Raw genomic sequence first — 24,448 nt, 5'->3', positions numbered from 1 at the left:
AAAGCCGTATTAAATGAGAATTTCATTTGCTACAGCTTTTTTGTAATGTATTCTATTTTTTTATCTTAATACGTGTCGTCATTTGATTAGATAGGGTGAACAATACGAGTGCCACCCAGATGCAGCCGAAGGCTATGAGTTGTGCTGTACCAAAGCTTTCACCAAAGTAGAAGATGGCCAAGAAGAAGCCCATGGTAGGAGATAGGTATTGTAAAAAGCCGAGTATATTTAGTGGCAATAGGCGGGCACCGTATGAAAAGAGGATGAGTGGAATCGATGTGGTAAGGCCAGCGCCGATGAGGAGGAGACCGGTCGGCGTTAGGTTTTCGATAAAGGTCCACGAGGTGGTGTCTATAGTCGCTAAATACCATAATGCTATCGGTGTGACGAGCCATGCCTCGAAGGCGATGCTCGAAAATGGATGGATGGTGAGACGTTTTTTTACGGCCCCGTATAGGCTAAAGGATACGGCTAGGATGATAGAGACGATGGGCAATGTACCTAGTTGAACAGTCATGATGGCCACACCTAAGAATGCGATGGCAATACTTAGCTTTTGTGGCCAAAGTAATCTTTCTTTATAGATTAGGATGCCCAACAATACGTTGAGCAATGGATTGATATAATAGCCAAGGCTCGTGTCGAGTACGTGTTGGTTTGTAACGGCCCAAATGTAGGTGAACCAGTTGATGCTAATAAGTATAGCAGCCAGTAATAGTAGGCCTAATTGCGTAAGATGGGTGCGTAAAAGTTGTATGTCCATACGCAGTTGTTGGCGCCCTGTGGCGATGACGAGGAAGAACATCCAAAATCCGGACCAGATGATGCGGTGCGATAATACGGAAAAGGATGATACTTGGTTTAAAAGCGCCCAATAGAGGGGCAGCAAACCCCAAATTAAACAGCACAACAATGTAGTGCTGAGACCTTTTTTGTTTATTTCGTTCATAATACGACCTCCCACTAGTAGAATTATTATAACATGGTGGTAGTATAGCGGTAGCGAATTATAGAGGTGATTTCTCTAAATTGCACCTATGCATTTTTATCATTCTATATATGCGTTAGTTATAACTTGAAATTTGCTACTTATGATTAACTGTTATGTTCATTGACTTTGTGCATATTTTTACACTATATTGGACTTAGAACAACGAATATAGAGAATAGGTGTCGCAAGACTTAATAGAGAAATCGGTACAAGCCGATGCGGTCCCGCCACTGTAAGGACGAGCCTGCTTTCATACATGTCACTGGAGCAATCTGGGAAGGCGAAAGCAAGGTGTTGAGCCCGAGCCAGGAGAACTGCCTATTTGATAATCACCGTTATGTACCTACGAGCGATAGGAAGGGGATTGAGGTATACTTTTTACAATAGTTTTAGTGTACCATTCAATATGTAACCTAACGTGTCACTCTCGGGTGGCACGTTTTTTTATTTGCCACGCTAGAGGGTCGTTCATATATGGCATAGGCTTAATAGTTTGACTGGAGATTCATCATCATGATGGACATATATTTGGCACCTATGGAACTCATATACGAAGCAACTCACTGGTACGGTGCGCTGTTCCCCCTGTATGGTTTCAAGTTGAAAAGGAGGCACATATATGTCTGACAAAAAGACTTCAAAGGACACTGAACGCGATTTACTGGCGCCTGTATCCTTTGATGAGTTTGAGAAACCTACGTATGAACGATGGCAGGCTGAGGTTGAAAAGGCGTTAAAGGGTGGCGATTTCCATAAAAAAATGTTCACCAAAACCTATGAAGGTATTACGTTACAACCTATCTATACACCTGCATTGCATCAGGACAAGATTCCAAAGGGCGTTTATCCTGGCGCTGGCGAGTTCCTACGTGGCACGAAAGCAAGCGGCTATATCAAAGATTCTTGGGGCGTATCTCAATATGTGGATGAGTCCTTACCGAAGGATGCCAATCATGCAAGTTTATACGAAATTGTGAAAGGCGGCACTATTCACAACATTCGTCTTGATGAAGCAACACGCCATGATCAAGATGTGCAAGTAGGCGCATCTGTTGGTGTAGGCGGTACATCCTTGTCTACGATGGACGATTGCAGCCAATTAATTGAACGATTTAATCTTAAGGAAAATCCTTTATATATTGAAACTGGCGCATCTGCAGCGATTTTGCTCGGTATGTTGTCGGCTACTGTGAAAGCTTCTAAAAAGCAAACATCCGATTTGAAAGGTCTCATTGGTGCAGATCCTATCGGCGTGTGGGCTAAAGACGGTGCATTGCATATGTCTTTAGATACTGCTTTTGATGAAATGGCACATACTGTTGTATGGGCCAAGGATCAAGCACCTGAGCTTAAAACAGTGCTTGTATCCGGTGATGTATACGCTAATGGCGGTGCTAACGATGTGCAAGAGGTTGCCTATGCATTGGCAACAGCTGTTTGCTACGTGCGGCAATTGGCACAACGCAACATCGATATTCATACCATTGCTAAGAGCATGATGTTTACATTCTCCTTGGGTGCAAACTTCTTCATGGAAATTGCTAAATTGCGTGCGTTGCGCGTGCTTTGGGCTCGTATTATGGAGGCCTTTGGCGCTGATGAAAGCGATCGTGCCGTTCATGTACACGGTAGAACATCTGCTTTCACAAAAACCGTATACGACCCATATGTAAACTTGTTGCGTAACACAACACAAGCATTCTCCGGCGTTGTAGGCGGCCTCAATAGCCTTGAAGTTTCTCCATTTGATCAACCAATTCGCAAATCCGATGAATTCTCTCGTCGTATTGCCCGTAACATTCAAGTTATGTTACAAACTGAATTCGAATTGCGTCAACCAGTTGACCCTGTAGGTGGTTCTTGGTACGTAGAAACATTGGCAGCCGAATTGTGTGAAAAAATCTGGGCTGAATTCCAAGCTATCGAATCCAAAGGTGGCATCATTGCTGCCTTGAAGGAAGGTTATCCTCAAGCGCAAGTTAAAACAATTCTTAATGAACGCTTTAAAAACCTTGCATTCCGTAAGGATGTAGCGGTTGGTAATAACATGTACGCTAATATGACGGAAGAATTGCTTGATCCAAAACCTGAAAATCAAGAAACATTGCGTCAAAAACGGGTAGCTCATCTCGAAGAATACTTGGCAACTGCAGATCCAGAAGCGGTTGTAAAAGCCCAATCTACACTCGAAGCAAGCACAACAGAACCAGGTGCATTGATTGGCCTTATCGAGCTCGGTGCATTGCAAAAAATGACAATGCGTCAAATCCGTAAGGCTTTGGATGCGGGCGATATTTCCTCCGAAACAATCGAACCTATTACGGCTCATCGTTGGACGGAACAATTTGAAGCTCTTCGTATGCGTACGGAAAATTATAAACAACGCACAAAAGATAATGTGAAGGTATTCTTGGCTAATATGGGCCCTATTCCTCAACATAAACCTCGTGCGGACTTCTCCACAGGCTTCTTTGAAGTAGCGGCATTCGAAGTAATCAAAAATGATGGCCATGAAACAACGGCTGATGCGGCTAAAGCGGCTCGTGAAAGTGGCGCCGATGTGGTAGTTATCTGTTCTACAGATGATACGTATCCTGAATTGGTTCCACCACTTGCGAAAGAATTGAAAGAAACTATGCCGAATGTAACGGTTATTTTGGCAGGGGCACCTTCTAAGGACCTAGAGCCTGTATATCGTGAAGCCGGTGTAGATGATTTCATCTCTGTTCGCGCAAACTGCTACGCTATTTTAAATACGTTACAAGATAAGAAAGGGATGTGAGCTCATGTTTAAAAATCCAGACTTCTCCTCTCTTGGCTTGGGATCTCAGTCTGCCACATCGCGCGATGCATGGCTTGCTGAACTTAAAAAAGAAACAGGAAAAAGCTTTGAAGACTTATATAACACGACAATGGAGCAAATCCAATTAAAACCTCTCTATACAGAGATGGATTATGAAGGGATGACACACCTTGACTATATGGCTGGTGTACCTCCATTCTTGCGTGGACCTTATTCCACAATGTACGTAACTCGTCCTTGGACAGTGCGTCAGTACGCTGGTTTCTCTACTGCGGAAGAATCCAATGCGTTTTATCGTCGTAACTTGGCAGCGGGACAAAAAGGGTTGTCTATTGCCTTTGACCTTGCTACTCACCGTGGTTATGACTCCGACCATCCTCGCGTAGTGGGCGACGTTGGTAAAGCGGGCGTTGCAGTTGACTCTATCCTCGATATGGAAATTCTATTTTCCGGTATCCCTCTTGACCAAATGTCCGTATCCATGACAATGAACGGCGCCGTATTGCCTGTTATGGCGTTCTACATCCTAGCTGGTGAAGAACAAGGTGTTGATAAAAAGGTTATGGCCGGTACAATCCAAAATGATATCTTGAAAGAGTTCATGGTACGTAATACCTATATTTACCCTCCAGCTACGTCCATGCGCATCATCGGTGATATCTTTGCCTATACATCCCAGTACATGCCTAAATTCAACAGTATCTCTATTTCTGGCTACCATATGCAAGAAGCGGGTGCAACGGCGGATATCGAGTTAGGTTACACATTGGCTGACGGCCTTGAATACATCCGTACCGGTGTCAATGCAGGCCTTCACGTAGATAAATTCGCACCTCGTTTGTCCTTCTTCTGGGCTATCGGCAAAAACTACTTTATGGAAGTGGCTAAAATGCGTGCGGCTCGTATGTTGTGGGCTAAGATTATTAAGAGCTTCGGTTCTGAAAATCCTAAATCTATGGCTCTTCGTACACATAGCCAAACATCTGGTTGGTCTCTTACAGAACAAGATCCGTTCAACAACGTGGCTCGTACATGTATGGAAGCGATGGGCGCCGCATTGGGCCATACGCAATCCCTACATACGAATGCGCTTGATGAAGCCATCGCGTTACCTACAGACTTCTCTGCACGTATTGCGCGTAATACACAACTTTACATCCAAGACGAAACTAAGGTATGTAAGGTTATCGACCCATGGGGCGGCTCCTACTATGTAGAAGCATTGACTGATGAATTGATCCGTCGTGCTTGGGGGCATATCCAAGAAATCGAATCCCTTGGCGGTATGGCGAAAGCGATTGACACAGGTCTTCCTAAGATGCGTATCGAAGAGGCTGCAGCTCGTCGCCAAGCTCGTATCGACTCTGGTCGTGAAGCGATTATCGGTATCAACAAATACCGTCTAGATAAAGAAGATCCATTGGATATCCTCGACGTAGATAATACGGCAGTACGGGAAGCGCAAATTCGTCGATTGGAACAATTGCGTGCTAACCGTGACGAAGATAAGGTTCAATCCTGTCTCGAAGCGATTACAAATGCTACAGAATCTGGTGAAGGCAACTTGCTTGCTCTTGCCCTTGAAGCTGCTCGTGCTCGTGCATCTTTGGGCGAAATTTCCTTTGCTGTTGAAAAAGTTTGTGGCCGTCATAAAGCGGTTATCCGCTCTATTTCTGGCGTATACTCCAGCGAATATGAAGATGATGATGTCATCAAAGAAGTTCGCCAAATGGCAGATGATTTCGAAGAACTCGAAGGTCGTCGTCCTCGTATCATGATTGCTAAGATGGGTCAAGACGGTCATGACCGCGGTGCCAAAGTTATCGCTACATCCTTCGCGGATATGGGCTTTGACGTGGATATCGGACCTTTGTTCCAAACTCCAGAAGAAACAGCACAAGATGCGGTGGATAATGACGTTCACATCGTTGGCTTCAGTTCTCTTGCAGCTGGTCACAAAACATTGTTACCTCAACTTGTAGAAGAACTCAAGAAACGTGGTCGTGGAGATATTTTGGTTGCCATCGGTGGCGTAATCCCTGCTCAGGACTATGAATTCCTACGCGAACATGGCGCAGTGGCTATCTTTGGCCCTGGTACAGTTTTGCCAGTAGCGGCGAAAAAATTACTAGAAACATTGACTAGCCACGTTCAAGACGAAGGCAATGACTGATAATAAACGGCCTACTCCGGATGAATTGCGTAATGCACAAAGCGTTGCTGGTGACAGTAAAGCTCCCGAATTAGGTGTAAAAAACGCAAATGCCGAGGGTAGTACGTATCGTCCGGACTGGGTGCCAGAAGATGCGAAGAAAGATGATACTTTTGCGTGTCACGTGATGAAAGGCGTCAAGGAAATGCACGACGGCCTCTTGTCTAGCTCCGCTCATCTGGCTCCGTCTGTACGTCCCGTACAGCGGCGAAAGAAGTTAACTGTCGCTGATTATGTACGCGGTATCGAGCAGGGGGACCGCGTTATACTTTCACGGGCTATCACATTAGTAGAAAGTAATAATAAGGAACACTTTAAATTAGCTCAACAAGTATTACAAGCTATATTGCCACGCACAGGTAAGGCGTTGCGCATCGGTATTACTGGTGTGCCTGGGGCCGGTAAAAGTACATTTATTGAAGCCTTTGGTAATATGCTCATTGAAGCTGGTTACAAGGTTGCCGTACTTGCTGTAGACCCTACAAGCCAAGTCACAAAAGGCAGTATTTTGGGCGATAAAACGCGGATGGAAACGTTGACGAAGCATCCTGAAGCCTATATTCGTCCATCGCCGGCTGGTGGTACACTAGGCGGTGTAGCTCGTAAAAGTAGAGAAACGATGCTACTTTGTGAGGCTGCTGGATATGATATTATTCTTGTCGAAACCGTTGGGGTTGGGCAAAGTGAGGTTACCGTACGTTCTATGGTAGACTTCTTTATGCTCATCGTCTTAACTGGTGCAGGCGATGAATTGCAAGGCATCAAAAAAGGCGTTATGGAACTTGCTGATGCTATTGTGGTCAATAAGGCTGATGGGGACAACCTCAAGCGTGCTCTCATCGCTCGTAGCGATTACGATCGGATGCTACATTACATCCGTCCAGCTACGGAAAAATGGAAAACCCAAGCCTACACTTGTTCCGCAGTGACTAAGGATGGTCTCGACGAATTGTGGGATGTAATCCAAGAATTTGCTGAACAAGGTAAAGAAAATGGCGTATTCTTAAAACGCCGTCAAGAACAATCCCTTCGTTGGGTACGCGATATGATTGACGAACACTTGCACAACCTATTCTTTAACAATGTAGTCATTCAAGGTCGTATGGGCGAAGTAGAAGCCGCAGTTTTAGATGGCGAAATGAGTGAATCACAAGCCGTCGAAGAACTCATAGGCGTCTTTGACAAGTCCTTAACATAATCTCTATACATACAGGCATAGTATCTATACTGCTATCGGTTTGTAATCGATAGGAAATGATAGGTACTATGCCTTTTTTTCATGAAATGCATAAGTATGACTTTTGTAAAAATCATATTTAGTATATAATTTAGTTATAGATGTATACTTTATGGGTTATTTTAAAAGGAGAGATTTATTTTGAATCCATTAGCAAAAAAACTGACAACAGCAGTATTGTGTGTAACTGCTCTTACCTCCCCATTATTCATGAGTGGCTGTAGTTTTTCTAAGATTGCCAATGGGGTGCAACAAGGCGCTCAAAAGGCATCGCAACAGGACATTAAAGTGTTCAATAACTATATCGAAGCGATTGGCGATTTTAATAGTTGGTCCGTACGCTTTGGATATGCTATCAATCCGTCCGTTCAAAAACTAAAAGAGGGGCAACATTTAACAAGCTTCATGGCACCACACTTTGATACCTTACAACAAAAGTTGCAAGCTGCTAAAGACGCTGGCGTACCATATGATGATATGAAGGAACCTTTAGACAACGTATTGGCTGTATTAAAGGATATTGTACCAGTAGCTAGTGAATTGGATACGTACTACCAAACTAATTCATATCAAGCAGATAATTATGCTAAGGAACAACAATTAGGACCTAAATACGTTCAACTATATGATCAATTCTATGCAGCATATAATCAGTTAGACGCAGTAGTTCACAAACACAACACGGAAAATCAACAAGAACAGTTGAAAGAACTTAAAGATTCTGGTAAGAAAAACGCAGCCGCTGTTCAAGAAGTTCATTTACGCTTAACGGCTTTATTAGATGGCTTTGAAGAAGGCAAACAAATCGATGTAAATGCAGCTAACCAAGAGTTACAAGGCATTATGGATGTAGCTGGCACCGTTACGAGTCCAGAATATAACACTGCTAAGTCTCAATTAAATACAACGATTGGTAGAGTTCGTACATTCTTAGGTGACCAATCAGCTGATCATTACAATGATATGATTGAATCTTACAATCGCTTCATTGGCAGCATGAATCGCTTGGATATTAATAAACTTGATAAATAATATCTAGCTATGTACGAATCGATTCTGTGCCATTTATGAAAGCCTGCGCTTCATAGCGTGCACAATATAAATAGTACATATAAAAAATTCATACAAAGGTACATAAAATTGCACTAATAAGGGCTATATCAATTAGCATGTCTATTGATGTAGCCCTTTTTCTGTATTTTCTTATACTAGTTAAGATCTTTGTCAGATTGTATGCATCAACTAGTATATTTTTACTCATCTATCGTAAGCCTCATATGTTTTGATGTGTAAAAACGTGGTATAATTATTAGATAAGAGCCTAAAAGAGTGTGGGTTTTGGAGGTTAGTATGAGTAGCATTGCACATTTATTTGTAGCTGGTGGTTTCGTTATGTACCCACTCGTTATCTTTCTAGTTGTTACCCTAATGATTGGTATTGAGCGATTTTTTCTATACCGTAAATTCCGTAAGGACATGCGCCAATTCACGGCTGTCCTAAATAATCATCCAGGCTGGATTATGTTGCCAACCGTATTAGAACGAGATACACAAAATCTAGGCACTCTCTTTGCAAAGGCTTTGCGCAGTGCAAAAAATTACAATGGTTTAGAAAACCGTTTACAAGACTTGGTAGGCTATACCGATGAACGCTTAAAACGTGGCCTTGGGTGGCTTAGCATGATTGTTACGATGGCGCCGTTACTCGGTCTGCTCGGCACTGTTCTCGGTATGATTCGCGCCTTCGCCGTTGTAGGTGGTGACATTGGGGCACCTACCATTATTACAGGCGGCGTATCCGAAGCCTTGGTGGCGACAGCTACAGGCCTTACGGTAGCTATCATTGCCCTTGCCTTTCATAGCTACTGTGCAGCAAAGGTGAATGATTTCGTCGTAGCTCTAGAACACGAATGTGGCAGCATTCTCGATGCGTACAACGAGGAACATGACCTATGAGACGTCGTACATTAGGAGTGAAAAAAGAACCGACCATCATGATTATACCTATGATTGATATCGTATTTTTTCTATTGGTATTCTTCATGGTCGGCACTTTATACATGAATACGGAGCAACAAATCCCGTTAAATCTGCCATCCACATCGACTTCGACGGCTAAATCCATTGAACCGATTATCATTACTCTCACCACATCGCATAAACTCTATATCGATAACCGCGAAATTTCTGCGGATAATCTGTCCCAAGAGGTACAGGATATCGTGCGGACTACGCCACGACAGGCCTTTGTTATTCGCGCGTCTAAGGACGTGTATTATAACGAGGTCATCGCCCTTCTCGATATGCTGAAAGTAAACGGCGCTAAGTATATTAGTGTCGCTACGGATCGGAAGTGATTCTATGTTTGAATCGCATTATTTTCGACCGTTTTTGATATCCCTGTGCATCAGTATTCTCATGATAACGGGCATGGGGCTTTCACTAAAGGGCATGAGTGGCACTGGTGCAGGCCAAGAGGCAGCTGAGATTAGCTTTGATTTAGCCGATGCTGGTGAAAGCGAACAAGCCGAGGATCATCCGACGGTAACGCCGCCACCAGAGGAGGCAAAACCTCCTACAGATGCACCTGCGTCGGTAGCTCAGAAACAAGAAACGAAACCGCCTGTAAATACCGTAGAACCACAGAAAACTATAGATACAGAACAACCAGCATCGGCTACAAAACGTGAATGGGCTGTTCCAAAGGCCATAGAATCTGAGGCTACTGGCGGTGAGACAGGTGTTGTGACACATCAAAAACAGGAACAACAAAAGAAATTAGTAGGCAATGACGTATCGACGGATCCTAATGCAGAAGGTAATGGTCTCGATAATACAGATAAAGACCTATCGTTTTTTGCGGATGCACTCAATTTGCTGACGCCGGGTCAACGGGCGTGGCTCGAACAATCGGATATTAATCCTACAGAATATTTGCGCCAAGTGAAAGAACAAGGCCAAGCATCATCTGTACGCGGCGAAGCCGTTGTGCGCGTTAACTTTGACGCTAGCGGCAATGTAATCGTCGGCGTTAATACCCCGCGTATCGTAGAGGACTCTGTTCCTCCTGATGTACGAGACGAAGCGATACGTATCATCAAGACGAGCGGTAGTATTGTTAACAAACGTGGACAAGTCGTGTCCTTAGCCATCCCTGTCGTACTAGGACAATAAAGAGGCATACCTCACATACATGGTTGTATGTAAGATATGCCTCTTTTTGTTATGCCTATGATTTGCTAGTTGAGTAATCTCTTGTTCGACTACATGCTATGTTATGAGTCTGTTGCTCAACTACGTGCTATTGTTTGCGTCCGTTGTTCAACTACTTACGTTTTAACGCCGTTTTCGTGCTGTTGAACACCGCATAGTAAATGATGATGCCACCGATGAATAATGTCACTTGCATTTGTGTTGTGTATTGGTCCACACGCCATAGTGCAAAGGCATAGAAGAACATAGTAATGAGCATAATTAAGAAAGCTAGGATACGACGCACATTCGTATGAACCACATTGGATGTAGCGATGCGACCTTTATTGATGACTACATATATAAGAGATACTAAAATATCCACTGCGTATATGCCTAAAATCCAGTTGATAGGCATGTCATTAAACACGAAGACGCCGAGGACGATAAAACTGATGAGAAAAAATAATTTTATCAACGTGCTTGCTGTTTGAGATTCTTTCGGTTGTTGTATCTGTTCTTTATGTTGTTTCTTTGCCATGATCTACTCCTATATGTGTATTATTAGTATGTTGATACGATATATCACTTATTTATACATTACTATTATAATAATAAATCACAAAACAATCTATACAAAATAAAATACCGAACATTAAGAAAATCTAATATATATATTATTCGGAAAATTACGGAAGATTTATTGAACCAAGCTTTTACATATGGTACAATTATTATATAAAAAATCTAGCTTTCACCATGCAAAGGAGACATCATGATACCACGTTATACACGAGAAGAAATGGGCCATATTTGGAGCGAACGCAACGAGTTCGACACAATGTTATTGGTTGAAACATTGGCATCTGAAGCGCAAGCTGAGCTTGGCGTGATTCCGAAGGAAGCGGCAAAAATCATTCGGGAAAAGGGCAATTTTGATGTTGAAAGAATTCACGAAATCGAACGTGAAACAAATCATGACATCATTTCCTTTGTGACTGCTGTGGGCGAATATGTAGGCCCTGAAGCGGCTAAATACATTCATCTTGGCTTGACATCCACAGACGTTAAGGATACTGCACTTGGCTATATGATGAAACAATCTTGCGATATTTTGATTGAAGATTTGAAACAATTACACGCTGTATTGCGCCGTCGCGCTGCAGAATTCAAACATACGCCTATGATTGGTCGTACTCACGGTATTCATGGCGAACCTACTACATTCGGTTTAAAGATTTGCCTTTGGATGGCAGAGGTAGAACGCGATATTGAACGCATGGAACATGCTCGTAAAAGCGTTGCTGTTGGTAAATTGTCCGGTGCTGTTGGTACATACTCCAACATCGACCCATTCGTAGAACAATACGTATGTGAAAAACTAGGTCTTGAACCTGTTAAAATCGCGACCCAAGTCGTACAACGTGACCGTCACGCTGAACTATTGTCCACCATTGCTGTTGTAGGCGGTACATTGGATAAAATCGCTTTGGAAATCCGTCACTTGCAACGCACCGAAGTGCGCGAAGCTGAAGAATACTTTAGCCCTAAACAAAAAGGTTCCTCCGCGATGCCTCATAAACGTAATCCTATCACTTGTGAAAGAATTTGTGGTATGGCTCGTTTATTGCGTGGTTATGCACAATCTGCGTACGAAGACCAAGCTTTGTGGCATGAACGCGACATCTCCCATAGCTCTGTAGAACGCGTTATCTTACCAGATGCAACCATCGCGTTGAACTACATGCTTCACTTAACAATCCGTACCATCGATAAATTGTTGGTATACCCTGAAACAATGCTTAAAAACCTTAACCTTACAGGTGGCCTTGTATTCAGCCAAACAATTTTGACACACCTCGTAGACAAAGGTGCCGTACGTGATGAAGCATACCGTTGGGTACAAAAACACGCTATGGAACGCTGGCTCGAAGGCAAAGACTTCGCTACAGGTCTAAAATCCGATGAAAACATCAAAAAATACATGACCGACGAAGAAATCGATGCATGCTTCGATCCATATAAACTATTGAAACACGTAGATACAATAATGGCTCGTTTCGGCCTATAACATTTAGCTTTGGTAGGACGGATACCTTCCTCAAAGCCGACACGCTATCGCGCTAAAGCGGGACCCGAAGTCGTTTTGAGGAAGGTATCCGTCCTTTTTGCTATAAGTTCTATGCCGAAACGGGCCATAGGGAAAAGGACAGAGTCGTTTTCTGAATGGACCATCCTTTTTGCATTAAACCTTCTATGCCGAAAACGAGCCATAGAGCAAATAGGGCAAAGTCGTTTTGAGAAGGGTACCCGTCCTTTTTCGCTATAGATTCTATGCCGAAATGAGCTATTGGGACGACAAAAAACCGACACGCTATCGCGCTAAAGCGGGACCCGAAGTCGTTTTGAGAAAGGTATCCGTCCTTTTGCTATAAGTTCTATGCCGAAACGGGCCATAGGGAGAAGGACAGAGTCGTTTTCTGAACGGACCATCCTTTTTGCATTAAACCTTCTATGCCAAAAACGAGCTATAGAGCAAACAGGGCAAAGTCGTTTTGAGAAGGGTACCCGTCCTTTTTCGCTATAGATTCTATGCCGAAATGAGCCATTGGGACGAGAAAAAGCCGACACGCTATCGTGCTAAAGCGGGACCCGAAGTCGTTTTGAGGAAGGTATCCGTCCTTTTCGCTATAAGTTCTATGCCGAAACGGGCCATAGAGACAGACAGGGTAAAGTCGTTTTGAGAAGGGTGCCAGTCCTTTTTCGCTATAGATTCTATGCCGAATTTTTTATTTACAGTGAGTGCCGTATTTTCATATGGCGCTTTTATTTGTTAACGTACATAGGGGTGGTGGTGGTACCGGTAAAAACATGACTTTGGCTCTGCGAAGCCCAAAAGGGCGAAGCAGACCCGGCCGGTGGAGTGTTTTTGCCGGTACCACCACCCAAATCTGGAGGATACATGAAAAGCACCATAAGAAAATACGCACCGCCTATCTTTCATTGCATTAACGATTTCGGTCAAGGTTCTCTCGCTGCATTGATACCGTTTTTTATTGCTAATTTTAATCTCAATTATTATCAATCGGCGGCGATTATTTTCTGTAATACCGTGGTAGCGTCTATTGCTCAGCCCATTTTGGGGTATGTAGCGGATCGATGGCGCGTGCCTTGGTTTATTCCGGTAGGCTTTACAGTGACTCTTGTGTCTATTAGTGCTATGGCGCTGGCTACGAACTATGAAATGATTCTTGCTTTGTCTCTTTTAGCCGGCGTAGGGGCAGCGTTATTCCATCCTGAGGCGGCTCTTCTTGTAAATCGTACACAATCTCACGAGATTGGCAATGCCATGGGGCGCTTTGCGGTTGGTGGCAGCGCTGGTTTTGCCTTAGGGCCGCTTATTGCTGGTGGCGTTTATGTCTTTGGGGCTCACTTCCTTTGGGTGTTTACCGCTATCGCTTTACTGGGCGTATTGCTGTATCTCTATGCTTTCACAGGTCATACTACTGAGGCCGAAGGTGCGCGTGAATGTGAAAGCCAAATTAAGGGCACAAATACAGGCATAAACGATTGGGTGAGTTTTACAAAGCTATTTTTCGTCATTGCATCTCGATCAATTTTGTTCTCCGTATTATCGATTTTTATACCGATTTTATACATTACCGTTATCAATGGCGAAGCCGGTGCATCGAGCTTGGCACTTACTATGTACTTTGCCATGGGGGCTGTCCTCACCTATATGGGTGGTGCACTATCAGATAAGCTAGGCTTTCTAAAAACAGTGCGCTTAGGTAATATTATATTTTTACCATCCGTATTAGTTTTTATTTTCGTACCGAATGTGTGGGGATTCTTTGGCGCCATGATACCGATGGCCTTTGGCGTATTCTCACAATATGGACCTATTACCGTTCTAGGCCAAAAATACCTTGCTAAAAATGCAGGCTTTGCATCAGGCATTACATTGGGCCTCGGCATTACATTAGGTGGACTCGTAGCACCATACATTGGACATTTAGCAGATATTTACGATGTACAAACAGCGTTGATGACACTGATCCCTGTTGGTGCGTTAGGATTATTAATGAGCTTCTGGTTGAAAGAACCTAAATAAAATAATTGTTATACAGTACAGGCTTCTGCTAATTCTTGGGGACGCATAATATACGTCTTTAAAATTAGTACAGGCCTGTTCTAATTTGTAGGGGACCCTATATCCCTGTTTTTAGAATTAGTACAGGCGTGTTCTAATTTTTAGGGGATATGCTAGGCTTATTTTAATTTATTAATTTAATAGGATGAAATGTCAATAGATAGGGGGTGACCAATGGTCACCCCCTATCTGTTGACTTATGGTTTGCAGTGGATTATGTTGAAAATATAATGTTGTTTAGATGATTATGTCTTTACCTGATATATGTTTTAACATATAATTAAGATAAAGATTTCTTCTAGTAAATAGGAGGAATTAAATGGAATCATTTTCTGTAATTTTTTATGAAACACCTAATGGAGAGCAACCAGCAAAGCTGTTTTTAAACGAACTTTCAGAAAAACAACGAGCTAAAACGATTAGGGATTTAAAGTTGCTTGAAACCTGTGGTAACAAGTTAAGGGAACCAACTTCAAAATTTTTAGAGTCTGGAATTTATGAACTTAGAACCAAACAAGGGTCCAATATTTCTAGAATTTTATATTTTTTCTTTGTTGGTAAACGTATAGTTTTGACCAACGGTTTTGTAAAAAAGTCTATGAAAACCCCTAGAAATGCGATTGAATTGGCGTTGAAGTATAAACAAGATTATATTGAAAGGTACACATAATATGGAAACATTAGATCAATATTTAGCTGAGCAATTAAAAAATCCTAAATTTAAAAAAGAATGGGATGAGTTAGAAGATGAGTATCAGATTATTGAAAATATAGTTAAAGCACGTATTGAAGCTCATATGACGCAAACTCAATTATCTGAAGTTACAGGCATTACGCAATCAGATATAAGTAAAATTGAAAATGGGAATGGGAACCCCTCGTTGAAAACATTAAGAAAGATTGCTCATGCCTTTGGCAAGAAGTTAAAGATTGAGTTCGTGTAATCTGCATTTAGTCTTTTCGTGCTTTGCTATTATGTTGTATAATAACTATGGATTAATTTGACTTTCACAATTGGAGGACATAGATATGGCAACAAGTATGGTAATCGGCACTCAATGGGGTGACGAGGGTAAAGGTAAAATCGTTGACTGGATTGCGGAACGTGCAGACGTTGTAGTGCGCAGCCAAGGCGGTAATAATGCAGGTCACACTGTTGTAGTAGATGACAAGGCATTCGCGCTTCGTTTATTGCCAAGTGGTATTTTGTACGATGATAAACAAAATATCGTTGGTACAGGCGTTGTTATTGATCCTAAGGTGTTGTTACAAGAAATTGAAGGTCTTGAAAAACAAGGTAAATCTGCAAAATCCCTTCACATTTCTGACCGTGCTCATGTCATCATGCCTTACCATATTGCTCTTGATATGGCCGAAGAAGCGTCCAAAGGTGATGCTAAAATCGGTACTACTAAAAACGGTATCGGCCCTTGCTATGCTGATAAGGTAAACCGTATCGGCATCCGCATTTGCGACTTGTACGACATGGAAACTTTCAAACAAAAATTGGCGTACAATGTTGAGTTTAAAAACAAAATGCTTACAAAGGTATACGATGCTGAACCTGTTAATTACGATGAAATCTTAGCAGATTACATTAAATATGCAGAGGCTTTGAAACCTTATGTAACTGATACAAATATCGCTGTGTTGAAAGCGATTAAAGAGGACAAAAAGGTATTGTTCGAAGGCGCGCAAGCAACTATGCTAGATCTTGATCATGGTACTTACCCATTCGTAACATCCTCCCATCCAATCGCTGGTGGTGCTTCCACCGGTGCTGGTGTAGGTCCTAACTATTTGAAAAATATTTTCGGCGTTGTGAAAGCTTACGCTACACGTGTTGGTGCAGGCCCATTCCCTACAGAACAACTTAATGAAATTGGTGAAGAGCTTCGTACGCTTGGTCATGAGTTCGGTACTGTAACAGGTCGTCCTCGCCGTACTGGTTGGTTAGATCTTATGGTTGTAAAATACGCAGCAGGTCTTAGCAGCCTTGATTATTTAGCTATTACACGTTTGGATATTCTTGATTCTTTCAAAGAATTGAAAATCTGTGTAGGTTATAAATTAAACGGCAAAAACGTTGAAGGCTTCCCTGCTAGCTTGACAAATCTTGAAGCATGCGAACCTGTATATGAAACATTGCCAGGTTGGGAAACAGACATTTCCGGCATCCGTTCTTATGATGAATTGCCTGAAAATGCGCGTAAATACGTAGAACGTATTGCAGAAGTAACAGGCGTGCCTTTGGGGATCGTATCTGTTGGTCCTAATCGTAACCAAACAATTGATCTTGTTAATGTATTTTAATCTGCTGTAGCAAATTATTATAAAAAATAATAAGCGGAGATTCTTATTAGAGAATCTCCGCTTTTATGCGTATTTTCTATCTCATAAATGATTTTAATTAGTCAATTAAAATATTTTAATGAGAATAAAAAGAAAAAAATAGATTTAGTTATAAAAATAGTATATAATAGTATAAAAGTAGATTGATAATTTTTGATGTATATTGAGGAGTTTTTCTTATGGTTGAAGTTTCCTATGAACGTTTGGCAACGATTTTTAAAGCGCTCAGTGATGAAACAAGATTACATATTATAGATATGTTGTCATGTAATGAGTTGTGTGCAGCAGATATTTTGGCAAGTTTTAATTTATCTCAATCCACATTGAGCTACCACATGAAAATCTTAATTGATGCTGGCGTTGTAAATTCTCAACGTAATGGTCTTTGGACTCGCTATTCCATCAATGAAGATACATTTGGTGACATTTTGGAAATCATTCCACAATTGTACAAAACTAAAGACGAATGCATTTGCGCACAAATCAAATACTGCCGTCTTGATGAACACGAAAAAGACGCGTAATCATGAGACGCTGGATTATGCATGTTGATATGGATGCTTTCTTTGCATCCGTAGAACAACTGGATCATCCTGAATATAAAGGCCACCCCGTTATCGTGGGTGGTCTTTCTTCGCGTGGCGTAGTGGCTACTGCATCCTATGAGGCCCGAAAATTTGGTGTCCATTCGGCTATGCCCATTTCGCGGGCCAAAAAACTTTGTCCGCATGGCATCTACGTGTATCCGAATATGGCTCGCTACAAGGAGATTTCTCAGATCATTCACAAGGTGATGGAGGAATTTACACCTATCATTGAGCCCTTATCTCTGGATGAAGCCTTCTTGGATGTTACGGGTATTACCCATAAATTTACAGGCCCCAAGGCTTTGGGCCGTGCTATTAAGGACCGCGTGTTTGAGGAAACGGGGCTCATCATTTCGGCGGGCTTGGCTCCGAATAAATTCCTTGCTAAGCTGGCATCTGACCTAGATAAGCCTGATGGGCTTGTGGTTATTCCTTATGGTAAGGAATGTGAAAGCCTTGCAAATTTGCCCATAAAACGCATATGGGGTGTAGGCCCTAGCACGGAACGTCGCCTTAAAGATGGTGGTTTTACCTTGATAAAGGATGTGCAGGCCTTGTCGGATGAGAAATCGTTAGTGCCTTATGTGGGCAATCAGGCACGGCGTATTTGGGAATTGGCACGAGGCATCGATGAACGGCCTGTAGAACCGGATCGTCAAATCCAATCCGTTGGTAATGAGGAAACCTATGAAAGCGATGTCGCGGATCCGGCTGTCATCGATTTAGAACTTCATTACTTTGCCAATCGCGTAGCGAAACGATTGCGTAAATATGGATTGATGGGCCATACTGTGTCCATTAAGGTGCGATACAATGATTTTAAAACTGTATCTCGTCAGAAACGACTAGATTCTGCTACGGACCAAGAACGTATTATCTATGATACATCAGTACTATTGTGGAATAAACTCATGCGTGAACGGAGCAATGCTAGACAACGGGAGGCTCGCAATACTAGCCAATCGAATCGCCGTGATGCTAAGACTTTCACTGACAACGCTAATGATAGACCGATTACGGAGAATCGTGAGATGATGGGCGCCGCACCATTACCTCAATTTGATACATCTGTTCTCGATGTGCCACTCAAACCAATTCGGCTCTTAGGTGTGACGGTTAGTGGACTTTCAACAGAAGGAATTGTACAGGACGATTTATTCTCCATTGAAATGGACGAGAAAGATGAGAAGCTTTCAACCGTGCTAGACTCGTTGGCATCTAAATTTGGTGAAGGGGCCATCATGAGTGGAGCCCTTTGGCGTCGTGCTCACGGCGATGGTGGAGAACGGCGAAAACGGTCGGAATTAAAGGCCGAAATGGATTTAGATAATGAAGAATAAAATTCTTTCAAGAATAGAAACATTCATGATACAATGTATATGTATAGAAATGTGTATACGCATGAAACTATCTGCAAGAGAGGTATAAATATGAGTATATTTCGTGTGGCCATTCATTATGGCGTAAATAGCAACGGGGTTTTATCTTACGATACGGATACAAAAATCGTAACGATAGATTTGCCAGAACAAGAATGGATTGATAAGGTCCGTGCATACTTGAATGAAGAACATACTATTGAGAATGCAACAGGTCTCGATACATATGAACGGGTACAAGTAAAACCTTTAGAATCCTTGGAAAACTTCAAACTAGCTCTTACACGCATGTGGGGTGCCATCGACGTACAAGTCGATTGGAGCCGCCCAGCGTAATTAACATGAGAACCCCTTCGTAGCCATGGTGGTGCTATGAAGGGGTTTTCTTATTGTGGCTATAGTTTTTTTACCAAAGATTGGAGGTGGAAAATTAACTTTGTCATGAAGCGTGTATTTAAGTATTGCTAATCAAATTTTTTATTTGTTAGGTCTTGATACATAAGCTTAGCGATTTCATACTGTGGGTCGCCAGCTTGCAATTGGTGTGACAGTAGTTTAAATACAGCCTCAGCTCTTTCGTCTTTCTTGATATCGATGCCCTTTGCATCTTCAGAACGACTTATGGAAATAGTATGTGTTGTTGGATTTATGAAGTACGCATTTACATCGATGCTGAAAGCTTTGTTTTCATCTTTTCTCATGATTGTACGTAGAATCATAGCTGAGATAGCAGTAGTACCATCTTTTTCGCCTAATAGCTGTTTAGATGTGTAGTCTACATAATCTGCATAGACATAAATATCGCCAGGTTTGGCCTTATCATAATCTTGTGTATAGGCCTCTACTAAACGTAAATCAAGCTGTCTGCCAAATGGTCTAGAAAACATTTCGCTTTGTAATTCGCGTGTTTCGTTAACAGGTGGATAGAACGGTATAGGCGTTAAACCTTTTAACATATCTGTTCGTGTTTCGTTTTTCCGTTTAGCGCGACGTTCTGCAGTGACCTTGTCTAAACGTTGACGCTCTTTTAACATGGCCTTTTCTTGTTCTTCTTTAGATTTATAAGTTTTAACGGATACAACACGGTTACCAGACATAGTGACTGTCGAATAAATTGGTTTACCGTTAGTAGGTTTTCCCTCAGAAGCATCAAGCGTAGATTGTACTATGGCTGGTGTTGCGCTTTCAATTGATTTTCTTAACTCTGGAATATTGGCGTAATCCATATCAACCACAGCAGTATCTGTGCTTTCACTTGGCTGCGCAGGTGTAGCCCCGTATGCGGATGATATAGCTAAGACAGCTAATAGTGAACTGGTAATAATCGATCGTTTACATAGTTTCATTACATATACCTCTTTTTATAAGAACTCTTTAATACTATCAACAGCTGTATTATAGCATAGTTCTTGCGTAGATAGATTTAAAAACGATATAATAAAGTATACATGCGTCTATAGCTCAACCGGACAGAGCGCCAGTTTCCTAAACTGTAGGTTGGGGGTTCGATTCCCTCTAGGCGCACCAATAAAAATGATTTGGCATAAGGCTGTTTAGTCTTATGCCTATTTTTTATGTTTGAAGAAATCTTTGATAGTATAGAATCCATGGTGAATAATAGTGATTAATCCTATTTTTATGATAATATAAAAGTATGTAAATTAGATTTTCTAATATTAATAGCCAATATGTATAGGGGACCTTGGGGGCATAAAATGCAACTTACATTAAAACAGCAAGAGAAAGCAGCTAAAGAATTCGCTAAAAAATGGGAAAATATTGGGGATGAGAAGCAAGACACTCAACGATTTTGGATGGAATTACTTCAAAACGTATACGGAGTAAATAATCCTGCTGATTTTATTGGTTTTGAGCAACGTGTACAGTTAGGTCATACTAGTTACATTGATGCTATGATTCCGGCTACACATACTATGATAGAGCAGAAAAGTTTAGGAAAAGATCTTAATGCTCCAATTAGACAATCTGATGGCACACTTTTAACGCCCGCAGAACAGGCTAAACGTTATGCGGCCGCATTACCCTATAGTGAACGTCCACGATGGATTGTAAGTTGTAATTTTAAAGAGTTTCATGTATTAGATATGGAACGACCTAATGATTCTGTTGAAATTATAGAATTACATAAATTAGGAACTGAATTTTATAGACTTAATTTTTTAGTTGATGTTAAAAGTAGTCATATAGAACGTGAGATGGAAATTTCCAAAGGCGCAGGTGAGCTTGTTGCTCGACTATATGATTCGTTATTGGAGCAATATAAAATTAATCCTTTATTAACAGAAGAAGACATATTACATAATATTAATAAGTTATGTGTACGTTTAGTATTTTGTTTATATGCAGAGGATTCTGGACTATTTGGTAAAAAGAGCTTATTTCATGATTATTTACAAGACTTTCAACCCCATCAAGTTAGAAATGCATTGATGGATTTATTCCGTATTTTAGACACAGAAGAAGCTCATAGAAGTCCATATGAAAGTGAGACTTTATTAGAATTCCCTTATGTGAATGGTAGTCTTTTTAGTGATCCTATTGAAATTCCTCAGTTTTCAGAAGGCGCGGTTAATTTGATATTAGAGGATGCATGTAATTTTGATTGGAGTGAAATTTCTCCAACAATCTTTGGTGCTATATTTGAGAGTACATTAAACCCTGAAAAGAGACGTCAGGGTGGTATGCATTATACCAGTATCGAAAATATCCATAAGTTAATCGACCCGTTATTCTTAGATGAGCTTAGGAATGATTTTAAAGAGGCTATGTCTAGAAAAGATGGTAAGAAGAAAATCCAACTACTAAAGGCTTTACAAGATAAAATGGCGTCTCTAACGTTTCTTGATCCTGCCGCGGGTTCTGGTAACTTCTTAACAGAATCATATTTATCATTACGTCGATTAGAGAATGATATTTTAAGAGAGACTATTATGGACTCGTCAGGTACAGGGGTATTAGGTTTTGATGAAGAGGAATTTAATCCTATTAAGGTTAGCATTCAACAATTTTATGGTATAGAAATTAATGATTTTGCTGTGTCTGTAGCCAAAACAGCTATTTGGATAGCTGAAGCACAAATGTTTAAAGAAACCGAAGCTATTATTCATAAAGAAATGGATTTTTTACCGTTAAAATCGTATTCAAATATTTTTGAAGGAAATTCTGCTCAAATAGAATGGCAATCTATTGTTTCTAAAGAAAGACTCTCTTATATCATAGGAAATCCGCCCTTTGTAGGAACTAATTATATGACAGATTCTCAGCGATTGGATATGGATTTAGTTTTTAAAACATCTAAAAATCGAAGTAAATTAGATTATGTATCAATTTGGTACAAACTTGCAAGCGATTTTATTTGTAATACAGATATTAAATGTGCATTTGTATCTACAAATAGTATTACTCAAGGTGAGCAAGTTCCTTTATTATGGAAAGATATTTTGAAGTTTAATCAAATAATATTTGCTTATAGGACTTTCGTATGGAGTAGTGAAACAAAGAATCAAGCTAACGTACATTGTGTTATTATTGGGTTTGCTTCAAAGAAACTTAGAATAGATAAATATTTATATACGGGTAGTACAAAGTTAGCATGTAAAAATATAAATGCTTATTTGCTAAATGCAGAGGATATCTTTATTGAGTCTAGAAATAAACCATTAAATATATCACTACAAATAATGAAAGGAAGCCAACCTACAGATGGGGGGAACTTACTTTTAAGTCGTGAAGAAAAAGACTCATTAGAAGCTGAATATCCTATTTTAAAGTCAGTTATTCGCCCTTGCATAGGGGCAGCGGAGTTTATAAATAACAAAGAGCGTTATTGTTTATGGCTTGAAAAGGTTAATCCCAGTATTTACCGTAATATTAGACCTATTATAAAACGTCTTGAAGCAGTTAAAACGTTACGATTAGCTAGTAGTAGTAAAATGACGAGAGAAAAGGCTGATATGCCTTATTTATTTACTAATATTAGACAACCAGTTACAGATTACTTAGTTATTCCAAGTGTGTCTTCTGAACGTAGACGATATGTTCCAATTGGTTATTTAGATTCCAATACAATAGCGACTAATTTAGTTTTAATTGTGCCTGATGCTGAACTATACCATTTTGCTGTATTAACATCTAATGTGCATATGGCGTGGATGCGTGCTTTTGGAGGAAGATTGAAAAGTGATTATAGATATTCAGGAAAAATTGTTTTTAATAATTTCCCATGGCCAGAGCTTGATGAAGAGTATAGAACTATATTAATTAGGTCGGGACAGGAAATTTTAAAAGCGCGAGAGAAGTATCCTGATGCTAGTTTTGCAGATTTATATGATGAATTAACAATGCCTAGTGAATTACGAAAAGCACATAGAGAAAATAATAAGGCTGTTATGAAAGCATATGGATTTGATTTACAAATGACTGAAGAAGAATGCGTAGCTGCACTAATGAAATTATATCAAACGTTAGTCTAAGAATAGAGTGAGTTTAATTTTGTAAAATAGAACTTTTCTTATGTTGGGTATAGTTATGAGGTAAAAATAATCATGAATGATAAGTCTTTAAAAATTAAAGGAGCTATAATTCAGATACAACAAAATACAACTAATTCATCTCAAACGATTACGAATATAGACTCTACAATTAATAAAGATGCTATAGATAAAATATTAGAGTTTGAATCTGAGTTTAACAGTCTATATGGGGAAATGAATAGTAAGACCTTCAAAGAGTTACTTTTAAATTTGAAAAATGATGACTTTAAAGAAAGATCTATTAAGCAGACTGTTTTAGAGAAACTTCAGGCAATAGCAATTGGTGCCAGTGGTAACGTTATCGGTGAAGGAATATTACATTTTATCAATCTAATATAGTGGGGAATAATATGAGTCTGATTTCAGAGTTAATAATTGCAACTTTAAGAGATGATGCTCCTATAGAGTCTTTATTAAGAAAAGCTTATGTAGTATCGAAAAAATTGGGCTTGGATGACTTTAGTAAAATAATATATCAAGAGCTTCATGGATATACTAATATTGATGATGTACCTAATTATAGAGTTGTTAAGGGAGATTTAAGAGGTCTTGACTATTATAATGGTTGGATATCAGCTATGGTACCTCCAGAATTAGAGGCTAGTTTACTATTAAGATACTTAATGCAACCAATTGCTGAATTAAAATCATTATATGATTTTGGAGACAATCCTTTAATTATTGGATTGTCTGCTGATGTAAATGAAGAACTTTCTAAAATATTTGAGGGACCACCAACGCGATTTGGTGTTGCCATATCTCGTGCTTCTATTTATAAAATATTAGATACTATTAAAAATTTGATATTAACATGGGCTTTGGATTTAGAGTCAGCTGGAATTGTAGGAGACGGTATAGAATTTTCGCTAACAGAGATTGAAACAGCCAAATCAACGCCTAATATTTATAATTTTACTAATAATTTTTTCAGCAATGTTGAGGCTTCTCAGATTCAGCAGGGAACTATAGATTCGAATATGGAAGCATAG

21 protein-coding genes, 1 tRNA gene and 1 riboswitch are annotated in these 24,448 nt (G+C 40.4%); of the genes, 19 read left to right on the top strand and 3 right to left on the bottom strand.

The window, feature by feature from the left end:
- Positions 1 to 52: 52 nt before the first annotated feature.
- Complete coding sequence (gene rarD, locus O3598_RS03195; protein ID WP_060808017.1) at positions 53 to 949, bottom strand: EamA family transporter RarD; 897 nt, start codon at positions 947 to 949, stop codon at positions 53 to 55.
- A gap of 202 nt (positions 950 to 1,151) precedes the next feature.
- Positions 1,152 to 1,327: riboswitch (cobalamin riboswitch) on the top strand.
- 283 nt (positions 1,328 to 1,610) lie between these two features.
- On the opposite strand from rarD, the gene O3598_RS03190 reads away from it, so the two are divergent.
- The 7 genes from O3598_RS03190 to O3598_RS03160 all read left to right on the top strand — a co-directional run bounded on the left by O3598_RS03190 (position 1,611) and on the right by O3598_RS03160 (position 10,417).
- Complete coding sequence (locus O3598_RS03190) at positions 1,611 to 3,773, top strand: methylmalonyl-CoA mutase family protein (RefSeq protein ID WP_371451723.1); 2,163 nt, start codon at positions 1,611 to 1,613, stop codon at positions 3,771 to 3,773.
- 4 nt (positions 3,774 to 3,777) lie between these two features.
- Positions 3,778 to 5,967, top strand: coding sequence for a methylmalonyl-CoA mutase (gene scpA / locus O3598_RS03185; protein ID WP_005381170.1), 2,190 nt, complete (start codon positions 3,778 to 3,780; stop codon positions 5,965 to 5,967).
- Positions 5,960 to 7,204, top strand: a complete 1,245-nt coding sequence (meaB, locus tag O3598_RS03180) for a methylmalonyl Co-A mutase-associated GTPase MeaB (protein WP_005381256.1) — start codon at positions 5,960 to 5,962, stop codon at positions 7,202 to 7,204. Before scpA ends, meaB begins: the two co-directional genes overlap by 8 nt.
- A gap of 180 nt (positions 7,205 to 7,384) precedes the next feature.
- The gene (locus O3598_RS03175) at positions 7,385 to 8,275 is read left to right on the top strand and encodes a DUF3829 domain-containing protein (protein WP_005378072.1); all 891 of its coding nucleotides are present in this window, start codon (positions 7,385 to 7,387) and stop codon (positions 8,273 to 8,275) included.
- A 318-nt stretch (positions 8,276 to 8,593) separates the two neighbouring features.
- The gene (locus O3598_RS03170; RefSeq protein WP_287530489.1) at positions 8,594 to 9,199 is read left to right on the top strand and encodes a MotA/TolQ/ExbB proton channel family protein; all 606 of its coding nucleotides are present in this window, start codon (positions 8,594 to 8,596) and stop codon (positions 9,197 to 9,199) included.
- Positions 9,196 to 9,600: an ExbD/TolR family protein gene (locus O3598_RS03165; RefSeq protein WP_005378118.1), complete on the top strand. Its 405-nt coding sequence runs from the start codon at positions 9,196 to 9,198 to the stop codon at positions 9,598 to 9,600. The genes O3598_RS03170 and O3598_RS03165 overlap by 4 nt, the downstream gene beginning before the upstream one ends.
- A 61-nt stretch (positions 9,601 to 9,661) precedes the next feature.
- Positions 9,662 to 10,417: an energy transducer TonB gene (locus O3598_RS03160; protein WP_005381157.1), complete on the top strand. Its 756-nt coding sequence runs from the start codon at positions 9,662 to 9,664 to the stop codon at positions 10,415 to 10,417.
- Between the two features lie 151 nt (positions 10,418 to 10,568).
- On the opposite strand, the gene O3598_RS03155 is transcribed toward O3598_RS03160, so the two are convergent.
- Positions 10,569 to 10,976: a CAAX protease gene (locus O3598_RS03155; protein ID WP_316595773.1), complete on the bottom strand. Its 408-nt coding sequence runs from the start codon at positions 10,974 to 10,976 to the stop codon at positions 10,569 to 10,571.
- 234 nt (positions 10,977 to 11,210) lie between these two features.
- Here O3598_RS03155 and purB point away from each other — a divergent pair, with 234 nt between their 5' ends.
- The 8 genes from purB to O3598_RS03115 all read left to right on the top strand — a co-directional run bounded on the left by purB (position 11,211) and on the right by O3598_RS03115 (position 19,242).
- Positions 11,211 to 12,506: an adenylosuccinate lyase gene (purB, locus tag O3598_RS03150; protein ID WP_156718172.1), complete on the top strand. Its 1,296-nt coding sequence runs from the start codon at positions 11,211 to 11,213 to the stop codon at positions 12,504 to 12,506.
- 891 nt (positions 12,507 to 13,397) lie between these two features.
- A complete protein-coding gene (locus O3598_RS03145) occupies positions 13,398 to 14,549 on the top strand; it encodes an MFS transporter (protein WP_371451720.1) in 1,152 nt (383 codons plus the stop codon).
- 358 nt (positions 14,550 to 14,907) lie between these two features.
- Positions 14,908 to 15,258, top strand: a complete 351-nt coding sequence (locus tag O3598_RS03140; protein WP_118353874.1) for a type II toxin-antitoxin system RelE/ParE family toxin — start codon at positions 14,908 to 14,910, stop codon at positions 15,256 to 15,258.
- Position 15,259: 1 nt separating this feature from the next.
- Positions 15,260 to 15,532 carry a helix-turn-helix domain-containing protein gene (locus O3598_RS03135; protein ID WP_005381259.1) on the top strand — a complete coding sequence of 91 codons (273 nt, stop codon included), beginning with the start codon at positions 15,260 to 15,262 and terminating at the stop codon, positions 15,530 to 15,532.
- An 85-nt stretch (positions 15,533 to 15,617) separates the two neighbouring features.
- Positions 15,618 to 16,901 (top strand): adenylosuccinate synthase, encoded by a 1,284-nt coding sequence (locus O3598_RS03130; RefSeq protein WP_287503791.1) that lies wholly within the window; start codon positions 15,618 to 15,620, stop codon positions 16,899 to 16,901.
- Between the two features lie 218 nt (positions 16,902 to 17,119).
- Positions 17,120 to 17,464: an ArsR/SmtB family transcription factor gene (locus tag O3598_RS03125; protein ID WP_005377990.1), complete on the top strand. Its 345-nt coding sequence runs from the start codon at positions 17,120 to 17,122 to the stop codon at positions 17,462 to 17,464.
- A gap of 2 nt (positions 17,465 to 17,466) precedes the next feature.
- The gene (gene dinB, locus O3598_RS03120; protein WP_371442366.1) at positions 17,467 to 18,867 is read left to right on the top strand and encodes a DNA polymerase IV; all 1,401 of its coding nucleotides are present in this window, start codon (positions 17,467 to 17,469) and stop codon (positions 18,865 to 18,867) included.
- A 90-nt stretch (positions 18,868 to 18,957) separates the two neighbouring features.
- Positions 18,958 to 19,242, top strand: coding sequence for a hypothetical protein (locus O3598_RS03115; protein ID WP_005381175.1), 285 nt, complete (start codon positions 18,958 to 18,960; stop codon positions 19,240 to 19,242).
- Positions 19,243 to 19,370: 128 nt separating this feature from the next.
- Here O3598_RS03115 and O3598_RS03110 read toward each other — a convergent pair whose 3' ends face one another.
- Positions 19,371 to 20,252 carry a hypothetical protein gene (locus tag O3598_RS03110; protein ID WP_302943345.1) on the bottom strand — a complete coding sequence of 294 codons (882 nt, stop codon included), beginning with the start codon at positions 20,250 to 20,252 and terminating at the stop codon, positions 19,371 to 19,373.
- Between the two features lie 104 nt (positions 20,253 to 20,356).
- On the opposite strand from O3598_RS03110, the gene O3598_RS03105 reads away from it, so the two are divergent.
- The 4 genes from O3598_RS03105 to O3598_RS03090 all read left to right on the top strand — a co-directional run bounded on the left by O3598_RS03105 (position 20,357) and on the right by O3598_RS03090 (position 24,448).
- A tRNA-Arg gene (locus tag O3598_RS03105) sits at positions 20,357 to 20,433 on the top strand.
- 188 nt (positions 20,434 to 20,621) lie between these two features.
- Positions 20,622 to 23,399: a DNA methyltransferase gene (locus tag O3598_RS03100; RefSeq protein WP_371442367.1), complete on the top strand. Its 2,778-nt coding sequence runs from the start codon at positions 20,622 to 20,624 to the stop codon at positions 23,397 to 23,399.
- Positions 23,400 to 23,471: 72 nt separating this feature from the next.
- Positions 23,472 to 23,798, top strand: coding sequence for a hypothetical protein (locus tag O3598_RS03095; protein WP_371442368.1), 327 nt, complete (start codon positions 23,472 to 23,474; stop codon positions 23,796 to 23,798).
- Between the two features lie 11 nt (positions 23,799 to 23,809).
- Positions 23,810 to 24,448: an AbiTii domain-containing protein gene (locus O3598_RS03090; protein WP_371442369.1), complete on the top strand. Its 639-nt coding sequence runs from the start codon at positions 23,810 to 23,812 to the stop codon at positions 24,446 to 24,448.

It is taken from the genome of Veillonella atypica (genome assembly GCF_041431435.1).
Taxonomy (GTDB): domain Bacteria; phylum Bacillota; class Negativicutes; order Veillonellales; family Veillonellaceae; genus Veillonella; species Veillonella atypica.
Note: the sequence above shows the minus strand (reverse complement) of the source record. Positions and strands in the feature narration are given on the sequence as shown.